Source organism: Flavobacterium sp. H4147 (genome assembly GCF_029360735.1).
Taxonomy (GTDB): domain Bacteria; phylum Bacteroidota; class Bacteroidia; order Flavobacteriales; family Flavobacteriaceae; genus Flavobacterium; species Flavobacterium endoglycinae.
This window is the reverse complement of sequence record NZ_JARKNB010000002.1, coordinates 919633-939475: the sequence shown is the minus strand read 5'-3', so window position 1 is coordinate 939475 and position 19843 is coordinate 919633. Positions and strand designations below refer to the sequence as shown.

The window sequence follows — 19843 nt, the reverse complement described above, 5'->3', positions numbered from 1 at the left end:
CTAAAATCAACCAATCAAATGCTAAAAAAATCTTTCAAATTTCTAGGCTGGACTTTATTCGGAATTTTCACTTTCCTTGCTCTTTATGTTACATCAGTTTTACTTATTTCAAAAATAACAGTCAATTCAGATATTGCAAAGGTGGAAGAAGAAAATGGGGTTCCTATTTACATTCTTTCCAATGGAGTTCATACTGATGTTGTAGTTCCTATTAAAAACGAAATCAAAGACTGGCGAAATGAAATCCAGTTCAATCAAACCAAATCAAAAGATTCTTCAATGAATTATATCGCTTTTGGCTGGGGTGATAAAGGTTTTTACTTAGACACGCCGGAATGGTCGGACTTAAAAGCAAGCACCGCCTTAAAAGCGGCTTTTGGTGTGAGTTCTTCGGCAATGCACACTACATTTTTTAAACAGTTGAAAGAGGGCGAAGATTGTAAACGAATCTTGATTTCAAAAGAAAACTATCAGAGTTTGGTTAATTATATTTCGGATAGTTTCAGTGATCCTGTTCATCCACAATGGATTGAAGGCCATAGCTACGGAATGAAAGATGCTTTTTATGAAGCCAAAGGAAGTTACAGTCTTTTTTATACTTGCAATACCTGGGCGAACAATGCGTTAAAGGCAGCAAACCAAAAAGCAAGTTTGTGGACGGTTTATGATAAAGGGATTTTTTGCCATTATAAATAGTATGGTCAACCAAGTATAGTTCCTATGGAACATTAAAACCATGAGATTTTTAGTTGTTACCAAAATAAAATCTCTAGCGAGATATATAATTCATTGAAAAAAACTCTGTCAGGAGTATAATATCGGTAGAAAAGATTTTTACACAATTAAATTTGTCCCGTAGGGGCTATATAAGTTTGACATGAAAAAAATGTAAAATCTGAATAAAATCCAAGAATACCGTTTTTTTGATTATTGCTTAAATTTGAGAGTATATCAAAAAAATCAGCAAAATGAAATCCAAAAATATCTTTTCAAAAACATGGTTTCTATTAAAGAATACTTTTTTAGAGTTTAATGATGACAATGCCATCAAACTAAGTGCCGCATTATCGTATTATACCATATTTGCACTTCCGCCTTTATTAATTATTATCATAACAATCTGTGGTTTTTTCTTTGGTGAAGAAGCTGTTACAGGACAGCTCTACGGACAAATAAATGGTTTGGTAGGCAATGGTGCAGCAACGCAAATTCAAGAAGCAATAAAGAATGTGCAATTGTCTGGAAATAATGTTTTTGCAACTGTATTTGGAATTGTAATGTTGTTAATTGGTGCCTCGGGAGTTTTTGCAGAAATTCAGAGTTCTATAAATTACATTTGGGGACTTCGTGCGAAGCCTGATAAAGGAGTTAGAAAATTTATACAAAACAGATTAATGTCATTTTCTATGATTGCATCTGTAGGTTTTTTAATGATCGTCAGTTTGTTTATCAATACAGTATTAGATTTAGTGAGTGCGCGTTTAAAAATATATTTTCCAGAAAGTACCGTTTATTTATTTTATGTAGTTAATATAGTTATTGTGCTGGCTAGTATAACCCTTTTATTTACCATAATCTTCAGAACTTTACCTGATGGAAAAATCAAATGGAAAGATGCCATTATTGGATCGAGTGTAACCGCAGTACTATTTATGATTGGTAAATTTGCCATTGGATTCTATTTGGGCAGTTCTACAGTTGCTTCAGTTTATGGAGCTGCAGGATCTGTAATCATTATTTTAGTTTGGGTTTATTATTCCGCAATAATTCTTTACTTTGGAGCAGAATTTACAAAAGTCTATGCAAAATCATATGGAGGAAAAATTTATCCAAATGAATATTCTGTAGAGATTGCAAAAGAAGTTTACGAAATCGAAGATGTAACCCAAGAATCCACACAACAAAGATTAACAAACGAGAAAATATGAAAATTATAGCCTTTGGAGGAAGCAACAGTACACAGTCAATTAATAAACGTTTAGCAACTTATGCATCAAGTTTATTTGAAAATGCCGATGTTGAAGTTTTAGATTTAAACGATTATGCCATGCCGCTATTCAGTGTTGATTTAGAAAAAGAAGTAGGACAGCATCAAATCGCTCAAGCTTTTTTGAATAAACTGAAAGAAGCTGATATTCTGGTAGTTTCAATGGCTGAAAACAACGGGAATTATTCTGTTGCTTTCAAAAATGTTTTCGACTGGAGTTCGCGAATTGAAAAAGATGTTTTTCAGCATAAACCAATGTTATTATTAGCAACTTCTCCTGGAGGCAGAGGCGGTGCATCAGTTTTAGGAATCGCTCAAAATCTTTTCCCGCGTTATGGTGCCGAAATTAAAGGAACTTTCTCATTACCAGCTTTTGGCGCGAATTTTGATTTACAGGAAAATAAAATATCAAATCCTGAATTGGATCAACAATTAAAAGAAATTATCAAATCAAGTTTTTAAATCGATGCCCATAAAAAAGATTGCTTTTATATTCCTTTTTTTCAACATAATTTTTTTGAATTCCGCTTTAGCGCAAAAGCTAACTGAAGTCGATAAAATTGTTGCAAAATATCCTAAAAGTTTTGCCAGCACAGAAAAATTAGCAGACAAAATCAATAAAGATTTTAGTTCTGACTATGACAAAGCACGCGCTGTTTACAGCTGGATCGCCTTAAATATTAAATACGATTATAATGCATTTCTAAATCCACCTAAAATACAAGGATTTAGTTATTCAACAGAAGCTGAAAAACAACGAAAACTGAAACAGCTCAATGACAACCTGATTCAGAAAGCTTTCAAATCACAAAAAGCAGTCTGCGAAGGATTCACGGCTTTGTATCAGCATTTGGCAGAATTAGTCGGAATTGAATGTGAAATAATAAGAGGGGATTCTAAGACCCGATTGGCAGATATCGGCAGAAAAAATACATCTTCAAACCACGCTTGGAATATTGTTTTAATTGATAAAAAATGGCGCTTGATTGATGTAACCTGGGGACAAGGATATTATGACAGCAGCAAAGGAAGAATGGTAAATGATTTTAATCCAGTTTACTTTGATACTGATCCAGATTACTTTTTCGCAAAACACTATCCAGATTCCGGTACTTATTTAGGAAATAGAATAAGTAAAGATGATTTTTTAAATGGTCCGCTGATTTACAATAAGACTATAGAAAATGATAATAAAATTAAATCCCCAGATTCAGGAATACTGGAAGTAAAAAGTGGCGATAAAATTACGGTCGAAATCAAAAACATTTCTAAATCAGATCAGGTTTTCTATTTAAATAAAAGGAATCAGCCCGTTAAAGTTCAAAACCCGAAAGAGAAAAGAGGCAGCTTGGAATTTCAAATTCTTGCCGATAATAATTTGGGAGATTACATTACTATTTTTGTAAATACCAATAGCATTGTTTCGTTTAAAATAGTTCATAAATAGATTCCTATTCTGTATTGTAAGATTTTCATCTTTCCTTAATTTACCGTACCTTAGCAGTAAATGATTCGAATTTATTGCCATGGAAACTACTTTTTTGAAATCGATTTTAGATAATGATTTCTACAAATTTACAATGCAGCATGCTGTAATAAAACTTTTTCCAAAGGCTAAAGTCCGTTACGGATTTATAAACCGTGGAAAACATATTTTTCCAGCTGGTTTTGCAGATTTACTTCGTCGTTCAGTCGATGCGATGGCAGATTTGAAACTTACCAAAGACGAAAAAAATTATCTGGCGCATTATTGTCCTTATCTTGATCCAACTTATCTGGATTTTCTTCAGGGATATAGCTTTGATCCTTCAGAAGTGCAAATAAGTCAAGAAGGTTCAGAAATTAGCGTTACCGTTGAAGGATTTTGGTACCGAACAATTTTGTGGGAAGTGCCTCTTATGTCTTTAATTTCGGAACTTTTTTATAAAGCCAGCCATTTAATTCGTTTAAATGATGAAGCTATAAAAAATCTGACCAAAGAAAAAATCGATAATTACAATACACTCGGAGTTTCGGTTTTAGAATTTGGTACCAGACGTCGTCATTCATACGATGTTCATAATTTAGTTAATGAAACGCTGAGAACCTACGGCGGACAAAGCTTTATAGGAACCAGTAACGTACATTTTGCGATGGTCAATAATAGAAGACCTTTAGGAACGCATGCACATGAATGGTTTATGTTTCATGCCGCGCAATATGGTTTTAAAATGGCCAATTCAATGAGTCTTGAACATTGGACACAGGTGTATGGTGGAGATCTCGGAATTGCGTTAACAGATACGTATACAACCGACATATTTTTTAACCAATTTGATAAAAAATATTCCAAACTTTTTGATGGCGTTAGGCATGACAGCGGCGATCCTGTAGAATTTGCTCAAAAAGTAATTTCCCACTACGCCAAAATGGGAATCGATCCAAAATCGAAAGCAATTGTTTTCTCGGATTCGCTTAATTATGAAAAAGTTAAAATCATTTCTGATTTCTGTGAAGACAAAATAAAAATGTCTTTCGGAATAGGAACTAATTTTACAAATGATGTAGGATTGCCTTCCATGAACATGGTCATAAAATTAACAGATACAAAACCTGATAGTACACATTGGCAGGGAGTTGTAAAATTATCCGACGAAAAGAACAAAAATACGGGAACACCCGAAATGATTGCGCTGGCGAAGCAAGTACTCGGAATCAAATAGTATTTTTTTGCTGAAAAAGCAGTTTTTTTATATCTTTAGCCCCCGATTTATTTTAAAATCAATTTAAATAGACTTAAACTGTTATTATTCGTAACAAAAAAATAATACGCTTTTATTTTTTACCGATAAATGGTACATTAGCCAAAAATCCTTAATTCATTTATGCTAGAGCAAAATCAATATACCGAAGATAATATTCGGTCACTCGATTGGAAAGAACATATCCGTATGCGTCCGGGAATGTATATCGGAAAACTTGGAGACGGATCTGCACCAGATGATGGTATTTACATTCTTCTAAAAGAGGTTTTAGATAACTGTATCGATGAGTTCGTTATGGGCTCAGGGAAAACTATCGAGGTAAGTATTAAAGAAAAAACGGTTACAGTTCGTGATTACGGACGTGGTATTCCGTTGGGAAAAGTGGTCGATGTCGTTTCGAAAATGAACACAGGAGGAAAGTACGATACTAAAGCTTTCCAGAAATCAGTAGGTTTGAATGGTGTCGGAACAAAAGCGGTAAACGCGCTTTCGACTTATTTTCGTGTAGAATCGGTTCGTGAAGAGAAACAAAAAGCAGCTGAATTTTCTGCTGGAAATTTAGTTTTAGAAGAAGACGTAATAGAAACTACAAAACGTAAAGGGACAAAAGTAACTTTTACGCCAGACGAAACTATTTTCAAAAATTATAAGTTCCGTTTAGAATATGTTGTAAAAATGGTCAAAAACTACTGTTATTTGAACAATGGTTTGACGATTATTTTCAACGGAGAAAAATACTATTCAGAAAATGGACTTCGTGATTTGTTAGAAGAAACCATCAACGAAGAAGACTTAGAATATCCAATTATTCACCTGAAAGACCACGATATTGAGGTAGCGTTAACGCATAGTAAAACGCAGTACAGTGAGGAATATCACTCTTTCGTAAATGGTCAGAATACAACACAGGGAGGAACGCACTTAGCGGCTTATCGTGAAGCAGTTGTAAAAACTATTCGCGAATTTTACAATAAGAATTTCGAAGCATCAGATGTTCGTAAATCGATTGTAAGTGCGATTAGCATTAAAGTAATGGAACCGGTTTTTGAATCTCAAACCAAAACAAAATTAGGTTCAACCGATATGGGTTCTGATGATGGAACTCCAGCTGTTTCTGTTCGTACTTTCGTTAATGATTTCATCAAAACGAAATTAGATAATTACCTGCATAAAAATCCAGCAACTGCCGAAGCTTTATTGCGTAAAATTCTTCAGGCAGAACGCGAGCGTAAAGAATTATCAGGAATTAGAAAACTGGCAACAGATCGTGCTAAAAAAGCCAATCTTCATAATAAAAAATTAAGAGACTGCCGTGCGCATCTTCCAGATACCAAAAATCCAAGAAACTTAGAAAGTACACTTTTTATTACCGAGGGAGATTCGGCTTCTGGATCGATCACTAAATCGCGTGATGTAAACACACAAGCAGTTTTCAGTTTACGTGGTAAGCCTTTGAATTCATACGGGATGAGTAAAAAAATTGTGTATGAAAATGAAGAATTCAACTTATTGCAAGCAGCACTTGATATCGAAGACGGATTAGAAAAATTACGTTACAACAACATCGTAATCGCAACTGATGCCGATGTCGACGGAATGCACATTCGTTTGCTTTTGATTACTTTCTTTTTGCAGTTTTTTCCAGAATTAATCAAAGAAGGACATTTGTATATTTTACAAACTCCACTTTTCAGGGTTCGTAACAAAAAAGAAACGATTTACTGTTATTCTGAAGAAGAAAGAAAAGAAGCAATCGAAAAACTAAAACCAAAACCAGAAATTACCCGATTTAAAGGTTTGGGAGAGATCTCGCCAGATGAGTTCAAAAACTTTATTGGAGATACGATCCGTCTTGATCCGGTTATGATGGATAAACATACTTCGATTGAACAGTTGTTATCTTTCTATATGGGAAAAAACACTCCTGACAGACAAGATTTTATTATTAAGAATTTGAAGGTTGAAATTGATGAGCTTGAGGAAGCTTAAAGAAAATACTTCAGTTAAAATTAAATTGAAAAAATACTGAAATAATTCAGCATAAAAAATGAAAGACGAAGAAGACGACAACTTGATTCCAAGCGACGACGAGAATAATCAGGATGAAAACCAGATTGATGGCAATCAAAATGGAGATGACGATGAAATTATCGACGTAGATGCTAAACATTTTGAAGGACAGCATTTTTACGAAAATCAAGAAGAAGAAGGCGAAGATGTTATTACGAAAGTAACCGGAATGTATAAAGACTGGTTCCTGGATTACGCTTCGTACGTAATTCTGGAGCGCGCCGTTCCTGCTATCGAAGACGGATTCAAGCCTGTTCAGCGTCGTATTATGCACTCGTTAAAAGAGTTGGATGATGGTCGTTATAATAAAGTTGCCAATGTAGTAGGACACACTATGCAGTATCACCCACACGGAGATGCGAGTATTGGTGATGCAATGGTGCAGATTGGACAAAAAGATTTATTGATTGACTGCCAAGGAAACTGGGGAAATATCTTAACTGGTGACGGTGCGGCCGCTCCCCGTTATATCGAGGCACGTTTATCTAAATTTGCTTTGGAGGTTCTGTATTCTCCAAAAATTACAGAATGGGGATTATCGTACGATGGTAGGAAAGCAGAACCTATTAATCTTCCAGTAAAATTCCCTTTGCTTTTGGCGCAGGGAGCAGAAGGTATTGCGGTAGGTCTATCAACAAAAGTTTTGCCGCATAATTTTAACGAATTAATTGACGCTTCGATTAAAATTTTAAAAGGAAAACCGTTTACGCTCTATCCTGATTTTATGACTGCTGGTATAGCCGACGTTTCAAATTATAACGACGGAATGCGTGGCGGACGTGTACGCGTGCGCGCTAAAATTTCGCAGTTAGACAAAAATACATTGGTAATTACACAGATTCCGTTTTCGACCAATACTTCTAGTTTGATTGATAGTATTTTGAAAGCCAATGAAAAAGGTAAAATCAAAATCAAGAAAATTGAAGACAATACCGCTGCCGATGTTGAAATTTTAATTCACCTTTTCCCAGGTGTTTCGCCAGATAAAACAATCGATGCTTTATTTGCATTCACAGCTTGTGAAACTTCTATAGCACCTTTAGGTTGTGTTATTGAAGATAACAAACCGTTGTTTATTGGAGTTTCTCAAATGTTGAAAATTTCAACAGAAAGAACGGTTGATTTACTTAAGCAGGAACTTGAAATTCAATTAGAAGAATTAAAAAATAAATGGCATTTTTCTACTTTGGAGAAAATCTTCATTCGTGAAGAAATGTACATTGATTTCAAATTATATGGAGACAGAGAATCATTATACAAATACTTGTATGACAGATTTGAGCCTTTCAAAAAGTCATTTGTTAGAGAAATCAACGATGATGATTTACAGCGTTTGACTCAAATTCCAATGATTCGTATTACTCGTTTCGATTCTGATAAGGCAGACGAATTGATTTCGAAGCTGGAAGAAGAAATGAAAGAGGTAGAATACAATTTGGAACATCTGACTGATTTTGCTATTTCTTATTTTACCAAATTAAAAGAGAAATACGGAAAAGGACGTCAGCGTCAGACAGAACTTCGTGTTTTTGATAACGTTGAGGCTACAAAAGTAGTTTTACGTAACACAAAACTATACGTAAACCGCGAAGAAGGCTTCGTTGGAACAAGCTTAAAGAAAGACGAATACGTAGCTGATTGTTCTGATATTGATGATGTAATTGTGTTTTTGCGCGACGGTAAAATGATGATTACCAAAGTTGATTCCAAAACATTTGTTGGAAAAGATATTATTCACGTCGCCGTGTTCGATAAAAGTGATAAACGTACCATTTACAACATGATTTATCGTGATGGAAAATCAGGACCATCCTATATAAAACGCTTTAATGTTACTGGAGTCACTCGTGATAAAGCGTATGATTTAACAAATGGAACAAACGGTTCACAAGTTGTTTATTTCTCACATAATCCAAATGGTGAAGCTGAGGTTGTAACGATTTTATTACGCCAAATAGGAACAATTAAAAAACTGAAATTCGATATTGATTTTGCTAAATTGGCGATTAAAGGCCGAGCATCAAAAGGAAACTTGGTAACCAAATATCCAATCAAGAAAATTGAATTAAAAGAGAAAGGAATTTCGACTTTACTCCCAAGAAAAGTTTGGTTTGATGATACCGTAAAACGTTTAAATGTTGATGGAAGAGGAGAACTTCTGGGTGAATTTAAACCGACAGATAAAATATTAGTTATTAGTCAGTCAGGTAAACTAAAGGTGATTATTCCAGAATTATCGACTCACTTTGAGGAAGATATGATTGTGCTGGAAAAATGGAAGCCTAAGAAACCAATTTCTGCCATTTACTATGATGGTGAAAAGGAACGATATTTCTTAAAACGTTTCCTAGTAGAAAACGAAGGAAAAGAGGAAAGCTTTATAACTGATCATCCAAATTCGCAATTAGAAATTGTATCTACAGATTATCGTCCGGTAGCCCAATTGGTTTTTGCAAAAGTAAAAGGAGTTCAAAAAGACGATCTTCATATTGATGTTGAAGACTTTATAGCCGTAAAAGGTTTTAAAGCCTTAGGAAATCAATTAACAACTGATAAATTACGACAAGTCAATTTGTTAGATCCGCTTCCATATGAAGAACCTGTAGAAGAAGTTCCAGAAAAACCAGAAATTTCAGAAGATGATCCAGTCGAAACTGAATTAGATGATGACGGCCAAATCGGTTTGGTTTTAGAATAAAATAAAAAACGCTAAGATTGATTTCTTAGCGTTTTTTATATCTTTCATTTAAAGTTAAAAAACTTATTGTTGTATTTTTTTAACTTATTGTAGACTTTATGCCAAAACTCTAGTTTTATATTTGTTTCTATTTTTTAAATAGAAATTAAATTTAGTATGAAGATCAGATATTTTCTTATTTTAATAGTATTGTTATCCAGTTGTACTAATAATAAATTCTATAGTTATGTTTACGATTATGATACAGATAAACCGATTAAAGATGTGTACGTAAAAGTAAACGGGATTGTGACGAAAACAGACGATCTTGGATATTTTAGTGCCGATGTAAAATCAAATGAAGATTGCTTGATAGTATTGCACAAAGAAGAATATGAAATTAAAAAAGTATATCGAAAACCAGATTCTTTGGGAATGTTCAGTGAAAGAAGTTTAAAAAAATCTAAGATTTATTTGTTTAAAAAAGAAAGTGATTTTTATAGTAATGAATAATTTAGAGTATAATTGCTTTTTAAATAAGCTGTCAGAATACTCCTGACAGCTTATTTAAACAAGAAATTCAAATTAATCGCTTTTTTCTCTCTTAACTTTTTGATAATTTTTAAAAACGCAATAGCGGTAATATAAGCGTCACCTAAAGCATTATGACGGTCTTTTTTTGAAATGTCGAATTTATCAGCAAGATCATCAAGAGTGTAATGATCTTTTCGTTCAAACAAATGCGATTTTATGAGTGTCTTTTTGTACAAATAAGCTGTGTCTAAAGTTTTGTTGGTTAACTGCGGAAGACCATTTCGTTCCAAAGCTTTATTAATCATCGTGATATCAAAAATAGTGTGATGTGCAATGATGATCGAATCACCTAAAAAATCTAAAAACTGTTGCAAAGCTTCTAATTCTGTTGGACGTTGTATAATGAAAGCTTTCAAAATTCCATGAATCTGAGCGGTCGCTTTATCATAATGCTCTTGTTCGAGATAAACTTCAAAACTGTTTTGAACTGCAATAATTCCATTTTGAAGAACCAATGCTCCAATGCATAAAATTCGGTCGTTATCATAATCAAAACCTGTTGTTTCTGTATCTAAAACTACAAAACGTGTTTCTTCGATTGTAATATTTTCATCGAATAGATTCTCTTCTTTTTTCCAAAAATTGAATAATCCCATCATTATACCAGATTTGAAATATTAAAGCGCACCGAAATCAATTCCTGAAGTTCTTTAATGGTTTTAAAAGTACGTTTCAGCTTAATTTTTTCCATTTTGGTTAAAGATTCCAATTCGATAAACTGACCAGAATCATGGTGCAGCAAACCTTGTTTGGTTCTGAATTTCAGTAAGGCTTTAAATGAATACGAACAGGATAAATACAATTCTCTATTATTAGGTTCTAGTTCAGCCAGTTTTTCGAAACGTTCAGCGGTATTGCTGATTCCTTTAACCGAATGTGACAAAATTAAAACTCGTGCAGCATCAGTCAGAGGCATTAAAGCTCGTCGTTTAATGTCAAAATTATCTTTGTTAGCACCATCTTGTTCGACTAAAAATTGTCTGAAGAAACCAGTAGGAGAAGGGCTTTGCAAAGCACCGCTTACCAAATGCATATAAAAAATAGGATTGGCTTTTATAGTTTCAAAAATATAATCCGATAATTGACTCACAATTTCAGTATCGCCATAGGTAGAACTATAATCAAAGAAAATGAACGATAATAAAACCTCATTTTTCCCTGGATTGGTAATCCAATGATGTACCTGACTTTTCCATTCATCAAGACTCATACACCATTTGGGGTTTGATGCCATCATTTCGGCAGGGCAATAATCGTATCCAATTTCAAAAAGACCTTTGTTGACAAGCCCGGCAAATTTTTGAAAATAAACTCTTGTTTCATCTCTAAAAACCTCGTTTACATTTTCGTATACAATGGCATTATCCTGATCGGTATGAAGCATTTGTTCGCCCCGACCTTGGCTTCCCATGGCTAACCAGGCAAATTTAGCCGGTGGCGGACTGCTCATTTTATCCAAACAGATTTCAATAACCCGCGTTGTACAAGCTTCATTAAGTTCTGTAATGATTTTGGTAATCAAAGTCATTGGAATATTTTGATCCAGATAACCTTGCAGTAACTGCATAATCTGGTTACGGATTGGTTTTATTTCTTTGATTTTTTTGGTTCGTTTTAGCGCTTTAATCAATACTGCTGGATTGTTTCCTAGCGCTACCATAACATCATGTTTTGATAGAATCCCAACCGCTTTGGTATTTACCGTACCGTCTTTTGTTAAACATAAATGACTGATATCACTTTTCATCATTGCCATTTGCGCCTCAGTAACCGTCATTTTTTTGGGATACGTAATAACGGGTTTTGTCATGATCGTTTCGGCGGTTGTCGTTATCGGGAAATCTCCCGTTACGATTTTATTTCGAAGATCTTTATCGGTTAAAATACCAATTGGGAGCATTTCATCAACAATCAAAATCGCACCGACTTTTTTCTTGCCCATGATTTTCGCAATGTCCTTTACAGTTGTAGACGGACTGCAGGTTACAATTTTTTTCGAATATTTTATGGGTGTTAAATCGAAAGAGTGGTTACTTGTTTGAAGATTTTCATTCAAATCATCATCTCCGTATAATTTATCTTTATGAATATCAGAATATGGATTTCGGGTGTTCGAAGCATAGCTTTCAATCAGGAAATTGCCAACATTTCTGTTCTCTAGCGCATAAGGTTTAAAAACGGCAATCGGAATCGCATACAAAATACTTTCCTCATGAGCGACTGCTTCCATTATATAGTTTTCCTGTGCCAAGAGCGGACGAAGACCAAAAATATCACCTTCGTCACACATATCTAGAACGGTATTTTTAGTGCTTTTTTTCAAAGCCACTGCGCCTTTATGAACAACATAAAAAGAATCGTGGGTTTTATCATTCTCAGCAAAAATGACAGCGTCTTTTTCTTTGTAGATAATAGAAATCTGTTCCGATAATTTTTCTAAATCTTTTTGATGAAGAAAATTAAACGGCGGATAACTCTTTAAAAAGTCAGCAACTCTTTGCGAAATGGTATTTTTCATTTGGTTAGATTTAGGTTCTAAAATACTATTTAAAATAGAAATGTAAAAGAAACACCTTTTATTTTTTAGTTACAAAGAGACAAAGTTGTAGAGTTATAAAGTTTTAAAAAATGAAGATATTAAACTTTGTGAATTATTGACTTCATAGTTTAAAAAAAGCTCCAAAATTGGAGCTTTAATATATTTCAAATTAGGTTTTAATCCACTTTATGAACGGTGCCTCGTTGTTTTTCTTCAGAACCAACTAAGCCATATTCGAACGTATAAGAATCTTTAGAAGTGGTTAAAATCTTCATGCTGATTGCTTTTTCTTCAGCCATATTTTTGGGATGCTTTTTTTGCAGTATATATTCGCAGTCACTTACCCAGCGGATAGTTGCGGTATCTGTTTTTCCTTCAAAAGTTTCGATTTCAATACTGTCTTTGCGTTCAAAAAAGGTCGTTTTTTTTACTCCGCTGACTTCAGTCTCAAATTTAAATTTTCCGTTTTTGAAATCTTTGCAATTGTGTTCTGCATTATAACAAGATACTAACGCTAGAACTGGAAATAAGAATATAATTTTTTTCATTTTAATTAAGTTATTTTTTAGGAGCTATTCCTGCTGTCCGCTATATCTTTTCCTGGCTAAAGAAGCCAGAAAAAGGATGCCGCTTCCATCAGGGCTAGGAAAGGACATTGTAAATAAGAATTGAACTAATAAAAAGAGCAAAAATAATATTGAGAATCCCGAGAAAAATTAAATTACGTCTTTTATTATCAACAGTTTGTTCAGTTGATAATTCTGTCTGGCAGAATTTAATTATAACCCAATACCAAAATCCTCCTAAACGAACATGATATTCAATCATTTCAACCTTTTTAGTTCGTCATCGGTAAAGTTCTTAATTTCTTTTTCTTTGGCAAACTTTTCAGCGTTGTAATTACTTGATTTATTTTTCGGGATCGACAAGCTGTTCCATTCGCTGTTTTTCAGCTGTTTGGCATAAAAAACCATCTGTCCAACATGATAGGGATAATGCGCTAATTGACGATTTATAGCTTCAATAACCGTATGACCTTCATTTCGAATGTAAATAATATCAGAGAGTTGTTCTGGTTTTAAACTTTCCAATGCATTTTCCAGACAGTCCCAGCCTTTGTTCCAAATTTCTAAAACTTCCTCTTTCGATTGTAAATCATTTTCAAATTCGGCATCGCGGTTTCGCCATTCTTTCTCGCCGTCAGAACTTAGAAAATCGGTCCACCTCGAAAGCATATTGCCCGAAATATGTTTTACAATGGTGGCAATGCTGTTAGTATCCTCATTTACAGTAACAAAAAGCTGTTGAGGTTCTAATTGATCCATTGCTTTTTCGCCAAGCATTTTATAATACAAAAATTGTTTTTTGGCACTTTCCAGATAGGATTGATCTGCGCTCATAGAGTTTAATTTTTAATTAAATCAAACGATTTTAATATCATATTTGTCTAATAATCCAACAATTCCACTGGTAGAAAATTGCGCTTTTCGCATCGGATTAAATTCAGGGTCAATCTTAAAATTGTAAGCTGTTCTAAAATCAACTCCAGCTAATTGGGTTTCATTAAAAATGGCTCCGTCTAAATTACAATTGTCAAAAACCGAACTGGTTAAATTGGTTCCAATAAAGGTTACTTCGCGAACTGAGGAATTAATGAATTTGGTTTTAGGCATTTTTTTATTCGAAAACAACGCATAATCTAAAACACATTCTTCAAAATGAACTTGAAACAAAAAATCGTCGCATTCGTTAAATGCAATCCCTAAAAGTTTGCAGTTTCTAAAAGTGACATTTTTTAAACTCGTTCCAGCCAGACTTGTCATAGAAAGATTGCAATCGATGAATTCACAATCCAGAAAAGTATTGTATCCAAAATTACTGTTTGAAAAGTCGCAGTTTTTAAATACACAATCTTCGAACTCCCGGTTGTTTATTTTTTTATCAATATAAACGACTTTTTCGAATGTTTTTTGAATGTGAATTAGACTTTCCATGAATGTTTTTTGTGGATAATGTGATTAAGGATTTAAACTTATTAGGTTGATTTCTCAATTATTTAGTCGTTAAATATACCTTTCATTATGATTCTCAATCCCAAAAAGATTAAAACCATCGAAGACAAGCAGGCAATAATTCCGATTCCTAAAACCAAATAATGCCAATTGGTATGCTGATTTTGAAATGCGTTGTAAATTAGTGAAGGGCCGATAAACAATAACGGCAATGCACCAGTTAAATATTTTATTCCTTTCATTAGTAATTGTTTGTTTGTTGCCATGTTTTTTGTTTCAGGTTTTAAGTTTCTTTGACTTGTGTTCAACCGCAAAGCACGCAAAGTTTTTTATTAGAACTTTAACTAAAGCGCAAAGTTCGCAAAGCTTTTACAAAAACTTGCGAACCTTGCGTAAAACTTCGCGTGCTTTGCGGTTAAACAAACCTTTTACTTATTATAATTATCAACAGCGTTCCTTACACTGCCATACTTTTTTAATAATTCTGATGCTTCTTCATATGAAACTGGAATTTCTCCCATAATCATTTTTACACCTCGGTCAACTAGTTTAATGTTGCTTAACTGCATATCGACCATTTTGTTTCCTTTTACTTTTCCAAGCTGAATCATTGATGCAGTCGAAATCATGTTTAAAACCAATTTCTGTGCAGTTCCTGCTTTCATTCTTGAACTTCCAGTGACAAATTCGGGCCCAACTACTACTTCAATAGGAAATTTAGCAGTCAATGCCAGCGGACTTCCTGCATTGCACGTTATACAGCCTGTTGCAATATTATTTTCGTTGCAAGTTTCTAAACCACCAATAACATACGGAGTGGTTCCCGAAGCCGCAATTCCAATTACTATATCATTTTGATTGATGTTGTGCGCTTGTAAATCAAGCCAAGCTTGCGTTGGATTATCTTCGGCATTTTCTACAGCACGACGGATAGCGGTGTCACCTCCTGCGATTATTCCGTTTACCAAATCAAATGGAACGCCAAAAGTTGGCGGGCATTCAGAAGCATCTACAACACCTAAACGGCCAGATGTTCCAGCTCCAATATAAAAAATACGTCCGCCCAATTTTAAATTTGACACAGTTTGTGCTACTAAAGCTTCTATCTGCGGTAAGGCTTTTTCGACTGCATGAGGCACAGTTTTGTCTTCGTTATTAATATTGGTCAGTAGTTCATTGACTGACATTTTTTCTAAATGTTCGTATTTTGAAGATTGTTCGGTTGTTTTTGTAAACGTCATTTTTTGTAGAAATAGTTATCCTCCAAAATTAAACTTTTTTATGGCAACTCAGTAAAAAATCAAAGTTAAACTGAGCAAGATTTTTAGCCTTTTTTCAAATGCTTTTGCGTCTTCGAATTGTTTTGAACTTCTGTCTAAATGAAGTAAAATGCTATATTTGTTTTATAATAAACACCAATGGACAAATTAAATTTTTTAAATGTAATCGCCTGGATTGCCGTTTTTGTTTCGCTCTTGCTGGCGTTTTTTCTTTTTACTGTAAAAACACAGAATAAACTGGCGAACCGTTTATTTGCCTTCTTTTTTATTTTAAGTGCGCTGGATCTGAGTGGTTTCTTTTTTTACGAATTTATCGAAGGACAATTGAATCTAGAAGCTTTTAGATGGACAACATGCTTATTAGGAATGCCGTTGTTTTATTTGTTTGTTTTGGCAGTATGTTATTCTGATTTTCAATTAAAATGGAAACATTTATGGCATGTGATTCCTTTTTTGGTTGTGAATTTAATTTTTATTCCCCGATTTTATGCAGCAGATGAATTGCAGAAAATCCAGTTTTTCGAAGTGCACAATCAAATGCCTGAAATGCTGTTTTTTCGTGTTGTAGTCGAAATTCAGTATTTGTTTTACATTGTAAGTGTTTATTTGATTTTAAAGAAGTATAAAGAACTTTATTTAGAGAATTATGCCAGAACAGGTTTTTCAACCTACAAATGGCTTTTTCAAATGACTACGGTTTTTCTTATTGCACATTCAATTGTGGTATTGAAAAATTTATTGCGTTATACAAATTTCAAGGAAACCTTTATTTGGGCTAATGTTTTGGTGGGAAGTATTGCACTGCTCGTTACGTGTTGGTTTATAATGAAAGCTTTAAATCATCCTGAACTTTTTAGAGGCATAAATTCAAAATTAAAACTAGCAAAAGACATTCTTCCGGAAACTGAAGAAAAACAAACCTCTGGTACTTTTGAAAATGACGTAATCAAAAATCAGATTTTGAGTTTAAGAGAATATATGGATCAGAAGGAACCTTTTCTTGATCCTTCGTTGACCATTCAAGAATTAAGTAATCAAATTAATATGCCGGTTCGTGAATTGTCGGTTTTAATTAATCATCATATCGATCAGCATTTTTTTGATTTTGTCAATGAATATCGCATTCAAAAAGCCATGAAGATTTTAAAAGATTCGTCAAAAAGCAATCTTACGGTTTTGGAAATTCTGTACGAAGTTGGTTTTAATTCTAAATCTTCATTTAATACTGCTTTTAAAAAATATACTAATTTAACACCAACAGCTTATAGAAATAGTTGAAAATAAAGGTTTTGTAAAAAGTCGAACTTGATGCTAAATAAAGTCGAACCCATTTCTTGAGAATAAAATGGTTCGACTTTTTTTGTCGGTCGAATTCCGAAAATTTCTGATAGAGCTTTGCTTCAAATTAATCGAACAAGTTAAAATTAGAAATCATGAAAAAATTAAACCTCCTTATTCTATTAGTATTGCCTTTATTTTGTTTAGCACAGTCGGCATTGCAATTAAAAGGGAAAGTATCAAGTGAAAAAGCTCTTTTGGAATGGGCAGATGTTTCGATATTCAATTCGGAAGGAAAAATTATCGACGGAACTACGACCAAACCAGATGGAACTTTTGAAATCGTTCTTAAAAAAGGGAGTTATAAAATTGGAATTAGTCTTTTAGGATTTTCAGAATATCAACAGGAAATTGCACTTGAAAAAGATACTGATTTAGGAATTATAATTTTAAAAGAAAACACGACAAGTTTAAACGAAGTAGTTGTGAAAACGAAAAAGAATACAATTGAACAAAAGATTGATCGTGTTGTATATACTATAGAAAACAATATTTCGGCAGTAAGCGGCGATGCTTTAAGCGCAATTAATAATGCACCTGGTGTTGTGGTGCAAAGTAATGCGATCACTATATTAGGAAAAGGTGCATCGAGAGTTATGATCGATGGCAGAATGATTGAGTTATCTGGTGAAGAATTGAATAGTTTTTTAAAATCTATTTCGGCAAATGATATTAAAAATATTGAAGTTATTGCCAATCCGCCTGCAAAATACGAAGCAAACGGAACAGGCGGAATTATCAATATCATTATGAAAAAAGGGATGGTTAATTCATGGAAAAATACTTCAACTCTTTCATACGATCAGAATAAATACGGAATTTTTACGCTTAGAAACAGCTTTTTCTACAATAAAAATAAATTCAGAATGGCGTTGAGCGCAAATGGGCGAATTGGAAATACAAACAATACAGAAGATTTAGATGTGTATTATCCAACAGGTCTTTGGCAGCTGCGAGATGTTTCAAAACAAAAAGAAAATAGTCTTTCTGGCCGTATTTCGCTGGATTATGATATTTCGGATAAAACAACAATTGGAATTCAGTATTTAAATGAAAATTATACTCCTGATATGAAATCGAATACAATGATTCATATTTTTAATAATGCCAATACCATTGATTCGCTTTTGGTAAATAAAGGTTTCAATAGGAAATATTCAGGAAGCCAGGCGTACAATGCTCATTTGATTTCGAAATTGGATTCTGTGGGCAGAAAAGTAAGCGTTGATTTGGATTATTTTACTTATAATTCAAGATTTGATAAGAACTTCACTGCTACATCTTATTCACCTGAAGTAACTTATAGAAACACGAATCAAGCAGCGAGAAATAATTCCAATCAGAATATTGACAATATTAGTTTGAAAACAGATTTTGATTATCCTTTAAGCATAATGGATTTGTCGTATGGCGCTAAAATTAGTTTTATAAAAAGCAACAGCGACGTGTTTTATTACAATAACATCAGCGGTTCTCCAGAATTAGATCCCAATCAGTCGAATGTGTTTGAATACAAAGAAAATAACCAGGCGGTTTATTTGAACGGAAATAAGAAAATCAATGATAAATTGACATTTCAGTTGGGATTACGATTAGAAAATACGCAGACAAACGGTTATTCTGAAACCTTAAATCAGAAAATTAAAAATGATTATTTAAAGTTGTTTCCGAGTTTTTATATTGATTATCAGTTGAGTGAAAATCATGGTTTTAATTTGAATTATGGAAAACGAATCAATCGTCCGGGATTTGGATTGTTAAATCCGTTTCGTTCGTATATCAACAGTAATAGTTATTCTGAAGGAAATCCTTTTTTAAGACCTTCATTCAGTAATAATTTTGATTTTACGTATACGTTTAAAAAGAGTTTTAGAACGAATATTTTCTTTAATAGAACAACGGATGGTTTTGGTGTCGTTTTTAAATCAAATCCTGAAATCAACACACAGATTATAAGCCGTGAAAATTATTTTAATGAAAATTCATTTGGAATAGGCGAGAGTTATAATGCAGAAGTGACAAGCTGGTTTGAAACGCAGAGTTCGGTTTATCTTTTAGGATCTAAAACGAGTTTTATTTCTCAATTGAATGCTGTTCCTTCCAATACTGAACAGCTTTATTTTACAACCGAAAATACTTTTTCGTTGAATGAAACTTCAAAACTGCAGGTAGAATATTTTTACAGTTCTCCGTTTAAAAAAGGATTATATGAAGTTGGATATATGGCTGGTTTGAATATTGCGGTGAGAAAGAGTTTTCTCCAAAATAGTCTTCAGTTTACTTTTTTGGTGAATGATCTTTTTAATACGTCTTATTTAAAAGGATATAAATCAGTTGTAAATGGTGTTGCTCAGGTATACAGCCAAAATGAAAGCAACCGATTCTTAAGATTATCTGTTGTGTATAATTTTGGAAACAAGAAGATAAAAGTGCAGGAAAGAGATTTTGGAAATAAGGAGGAGAAAAAGCGAGCTGGAAAATAATTAGATAATTTGGAAATGTGGCAATTAGATAATTTATCCTAACAGGTTTTTAAAACTATTTTTCTAATTCTTATTGCGTGAGGGATAGGAGCAAATTACCGAAGTAATGCGGATAGCCC

17 protein-coding genes are annotated in these 19843 nt (G+C 33.5%); 10 read left to right on the top strand and 7 right to left on the bottom strand.

Annotation, left to right across the window (positions count from 1 at the left end):
- Window positions 1-18 precede the first annotated feature (18 nt).
- From P2W75_RS11900 to P2W75_RS11865, 8 genes are all read left to right on the top strand, one after another.
- The gene (locus P2W75_RS11900) at window positions 19-696 is read left to right on the top strand and encodes a TIGR02117 family protein (protein ID WP_276380643.1); all 678 of its coding nucleotides are present in this window, start codon (window positions 19-21) and stop codon (window positions 694-696) included.
- A 272-nt stretch (window positions 697-968) separates the two neighbouring features.
- Window positions 969-1928 (top strand): YihY/virulence factor BrkB family protein, encoded by a 960-nt coding sequence (locus P2W75_RS11895; RefSeq protein ID WP_207296975.1) that lies wholly within the window; start codon window positions 969-971, stop codon window positions 1926-1928.
- Window positions 1925-2449, top strand: a complete 525-nt coding sequence (locus P2W75_RS11890; protein WP_207296974.1) for an NADPH-dependent FMN reductase — start codon at window positions 1925-1927, stop codon at window positions 2447-2449. The genes P2W75_RS11895 and P2W75_RS11890 overlap by 4 nt, the downstream gene beginning before the upstream one ends.
- 55 nt (window positions 2450-2504) lie before the next feature.
- Window positions 2505-3434, top strand: coding sequence for a transglutaminase domain-containing protein (locus P2W75_RS11885; RefSeq protein ID WP_276380642.1), 930 nt, complete (start codon window positions 2505-2507; stop codon window positions 3432-3434).
- A 79-nt stretch (window positions 3435-3513) separates the two neighbouring features.
- Window positions 3514-4689 carry a nicotinate phosphoribosyltransferase gene (pncB, locus tag P2W75_RS11880; protein ID WP_276380641.1) on the top strand — a complete coding sequence of 392 codons (1176 nt, stop codon included), beginning with the start codon at window positions 3514-3516 and terminating at the stop codon, window positions 4687-4689.
- Window positions 4690-4851: 162 nt separating this feature from the next.
- A complete protein-coding gene (locus P2W75_RS11875; protein WP_276380640.1) occupies window positions 4852-6720 on the top strand; it encodes a DNA topoisomerase IV subunit B in 1869 nt (622 codons plus the stop codon).
- Window positions 6721-6778: 58 nt separating this feature from the next.
- The gene (locus P2W75_RS11870; RefSeq protein WP_276380639.1) at window positions 6779-9499 is read left to right on the top strand and encodes a DNA gyrase/topoisomerase IV subunit A; all 2721 of its coding nucleotides are present in this window, start codon (window positions 6779-6781) and stop codon (window positions 9497-9499) included.
- Window positions 9500-9655: 156 nt separating this feature from the next.
- Window positions 9656-9991, top strand: coding sequence for a hypothetical protein (locus tag P2W75_RS11865; RefSeq protein WP_276380638.1), 336 nt, complete (start codon window positions 9656-9658; stop codon window positions 9989-9991).
- Window positions 9992-10041: 50 nt separating this feature from the next.
- Here P2W75_RS11865 and P2W75_RS11860 read toward each other — a convergent pair whose 3' ends face one another.
- The 7 genes from P2W75_RS11860 to murQ form a co-directional block, all read right to left on the bottom strand.
- On the bottom strand, window positions 10042-10668 hold the full coding sequence (locus P2W75_RS11860) for a PolC-type DNA polymerase III (protein ID WP_276381003.1): 627 nt from the start codon (window positions 10666-10668) through the stop codon (window positions 10042-10044).
- Between the two features lie 2 nt (window positions 10669-10670).
- On the bottom strand, window positions 10671-12590 hold the full coding sequence (locus P2W75_RS11855) for a DUF294 nucleotidyltransferase-like domain-containing protein (RefSeq protein ID WP_276380637.1): 1920 nt from the start codon (window positions 12588-12590) through the stop codon (window positions 10671-10673).
- Window positions 12591-12787: 197 nt separating this feature from the next.
- Window positions 12788-13159: a DNA topoisomerase IV gene (locus tag P2W75_RS11850; protein WP_276380636.1), complete on the bottom strand. Its 372-nt coding sequence runs from the start codon at window positions 13157-13159 to the stop codon at window positions 12788-12790.
- Window positions 13160-13435: 276 nt separating this feature from the next.
- The gene (locus tag P2W75_RS11845) at window positions 13436-14011 is read right to left on the bottom strand and encodes a DUF1572 family protein (RefSeq protein WP_276380635.1); all 576 of its coding nucleotides are present in this window, start codon (window positions 14009-14011) and stop codon (window positions 13436-13438) included.
- 21 nt (window positions 14012-14032) lie between these two features.
- Entirely contained in the window at window positions 14033-14605 is a 573-nt protein-coding gene (locus P2W75_RS11840) for a pentapeptide repeat-containing protein (protein WP_276380634.1), read from the bottom strand.
- A 62-nt stretch (window positions 14606-14667) separates the two neighbouring features.
- Complete coding sequence (locus P2W75_RS11835; protein ID WP_276380633.1) at window positions 14668-14889, bottom strand: DUF6095 family protein; 222 nt, start codon at window positions 14887-14889, stop codon at window positions 14668-14670.
- Between the two features lie 162 nt (window positions 14890-15051).
- Window positions 15052-15864 carry an N-acetylmuramic acid 6-phosphate etherase gene (gene murQ / locus P2W75_RS11830; protein WP_276380632.1) on the bottom strand — a complete coding sequence of 271 codons (813 nt, stop codon included), beginning with the start codon at window positions 15862-15864 and terminating at the stop codon, window positions 15052-15054.
- A 177-nt stretch (window positions 15865-16041) separates the two neighbouring features.
- Between murQ and P2W75_RS11825 the strand changes: the two genes are divergently transcribed.
- Window positions 16042-17181 (top strand): AraC family transcriptional regulator, encoded by a 1140-nt coding sequence (locus P2W75_RS11825; protein ID WP_276380631.1) that lies wholly within the window; start codon window positions 16042-16044, stop codon window positions 17179-17181.
- A gap of 155 nt (window positions 17182-17336) precedes the next feature.
- On the top strand, window positions 17337-19724 hold the full coding sequence (locus P2W75_RS11820) for a TonB-dependent receptor domain-containing protein (protein WP_276380630.1): 2388 nt from the start codon (window positions 17337-17339) through the stop codon (window positions 19722-19724).
- The last annotated feature ends 119 nt before the right edge of the window (window positions 19725-19843 follow it).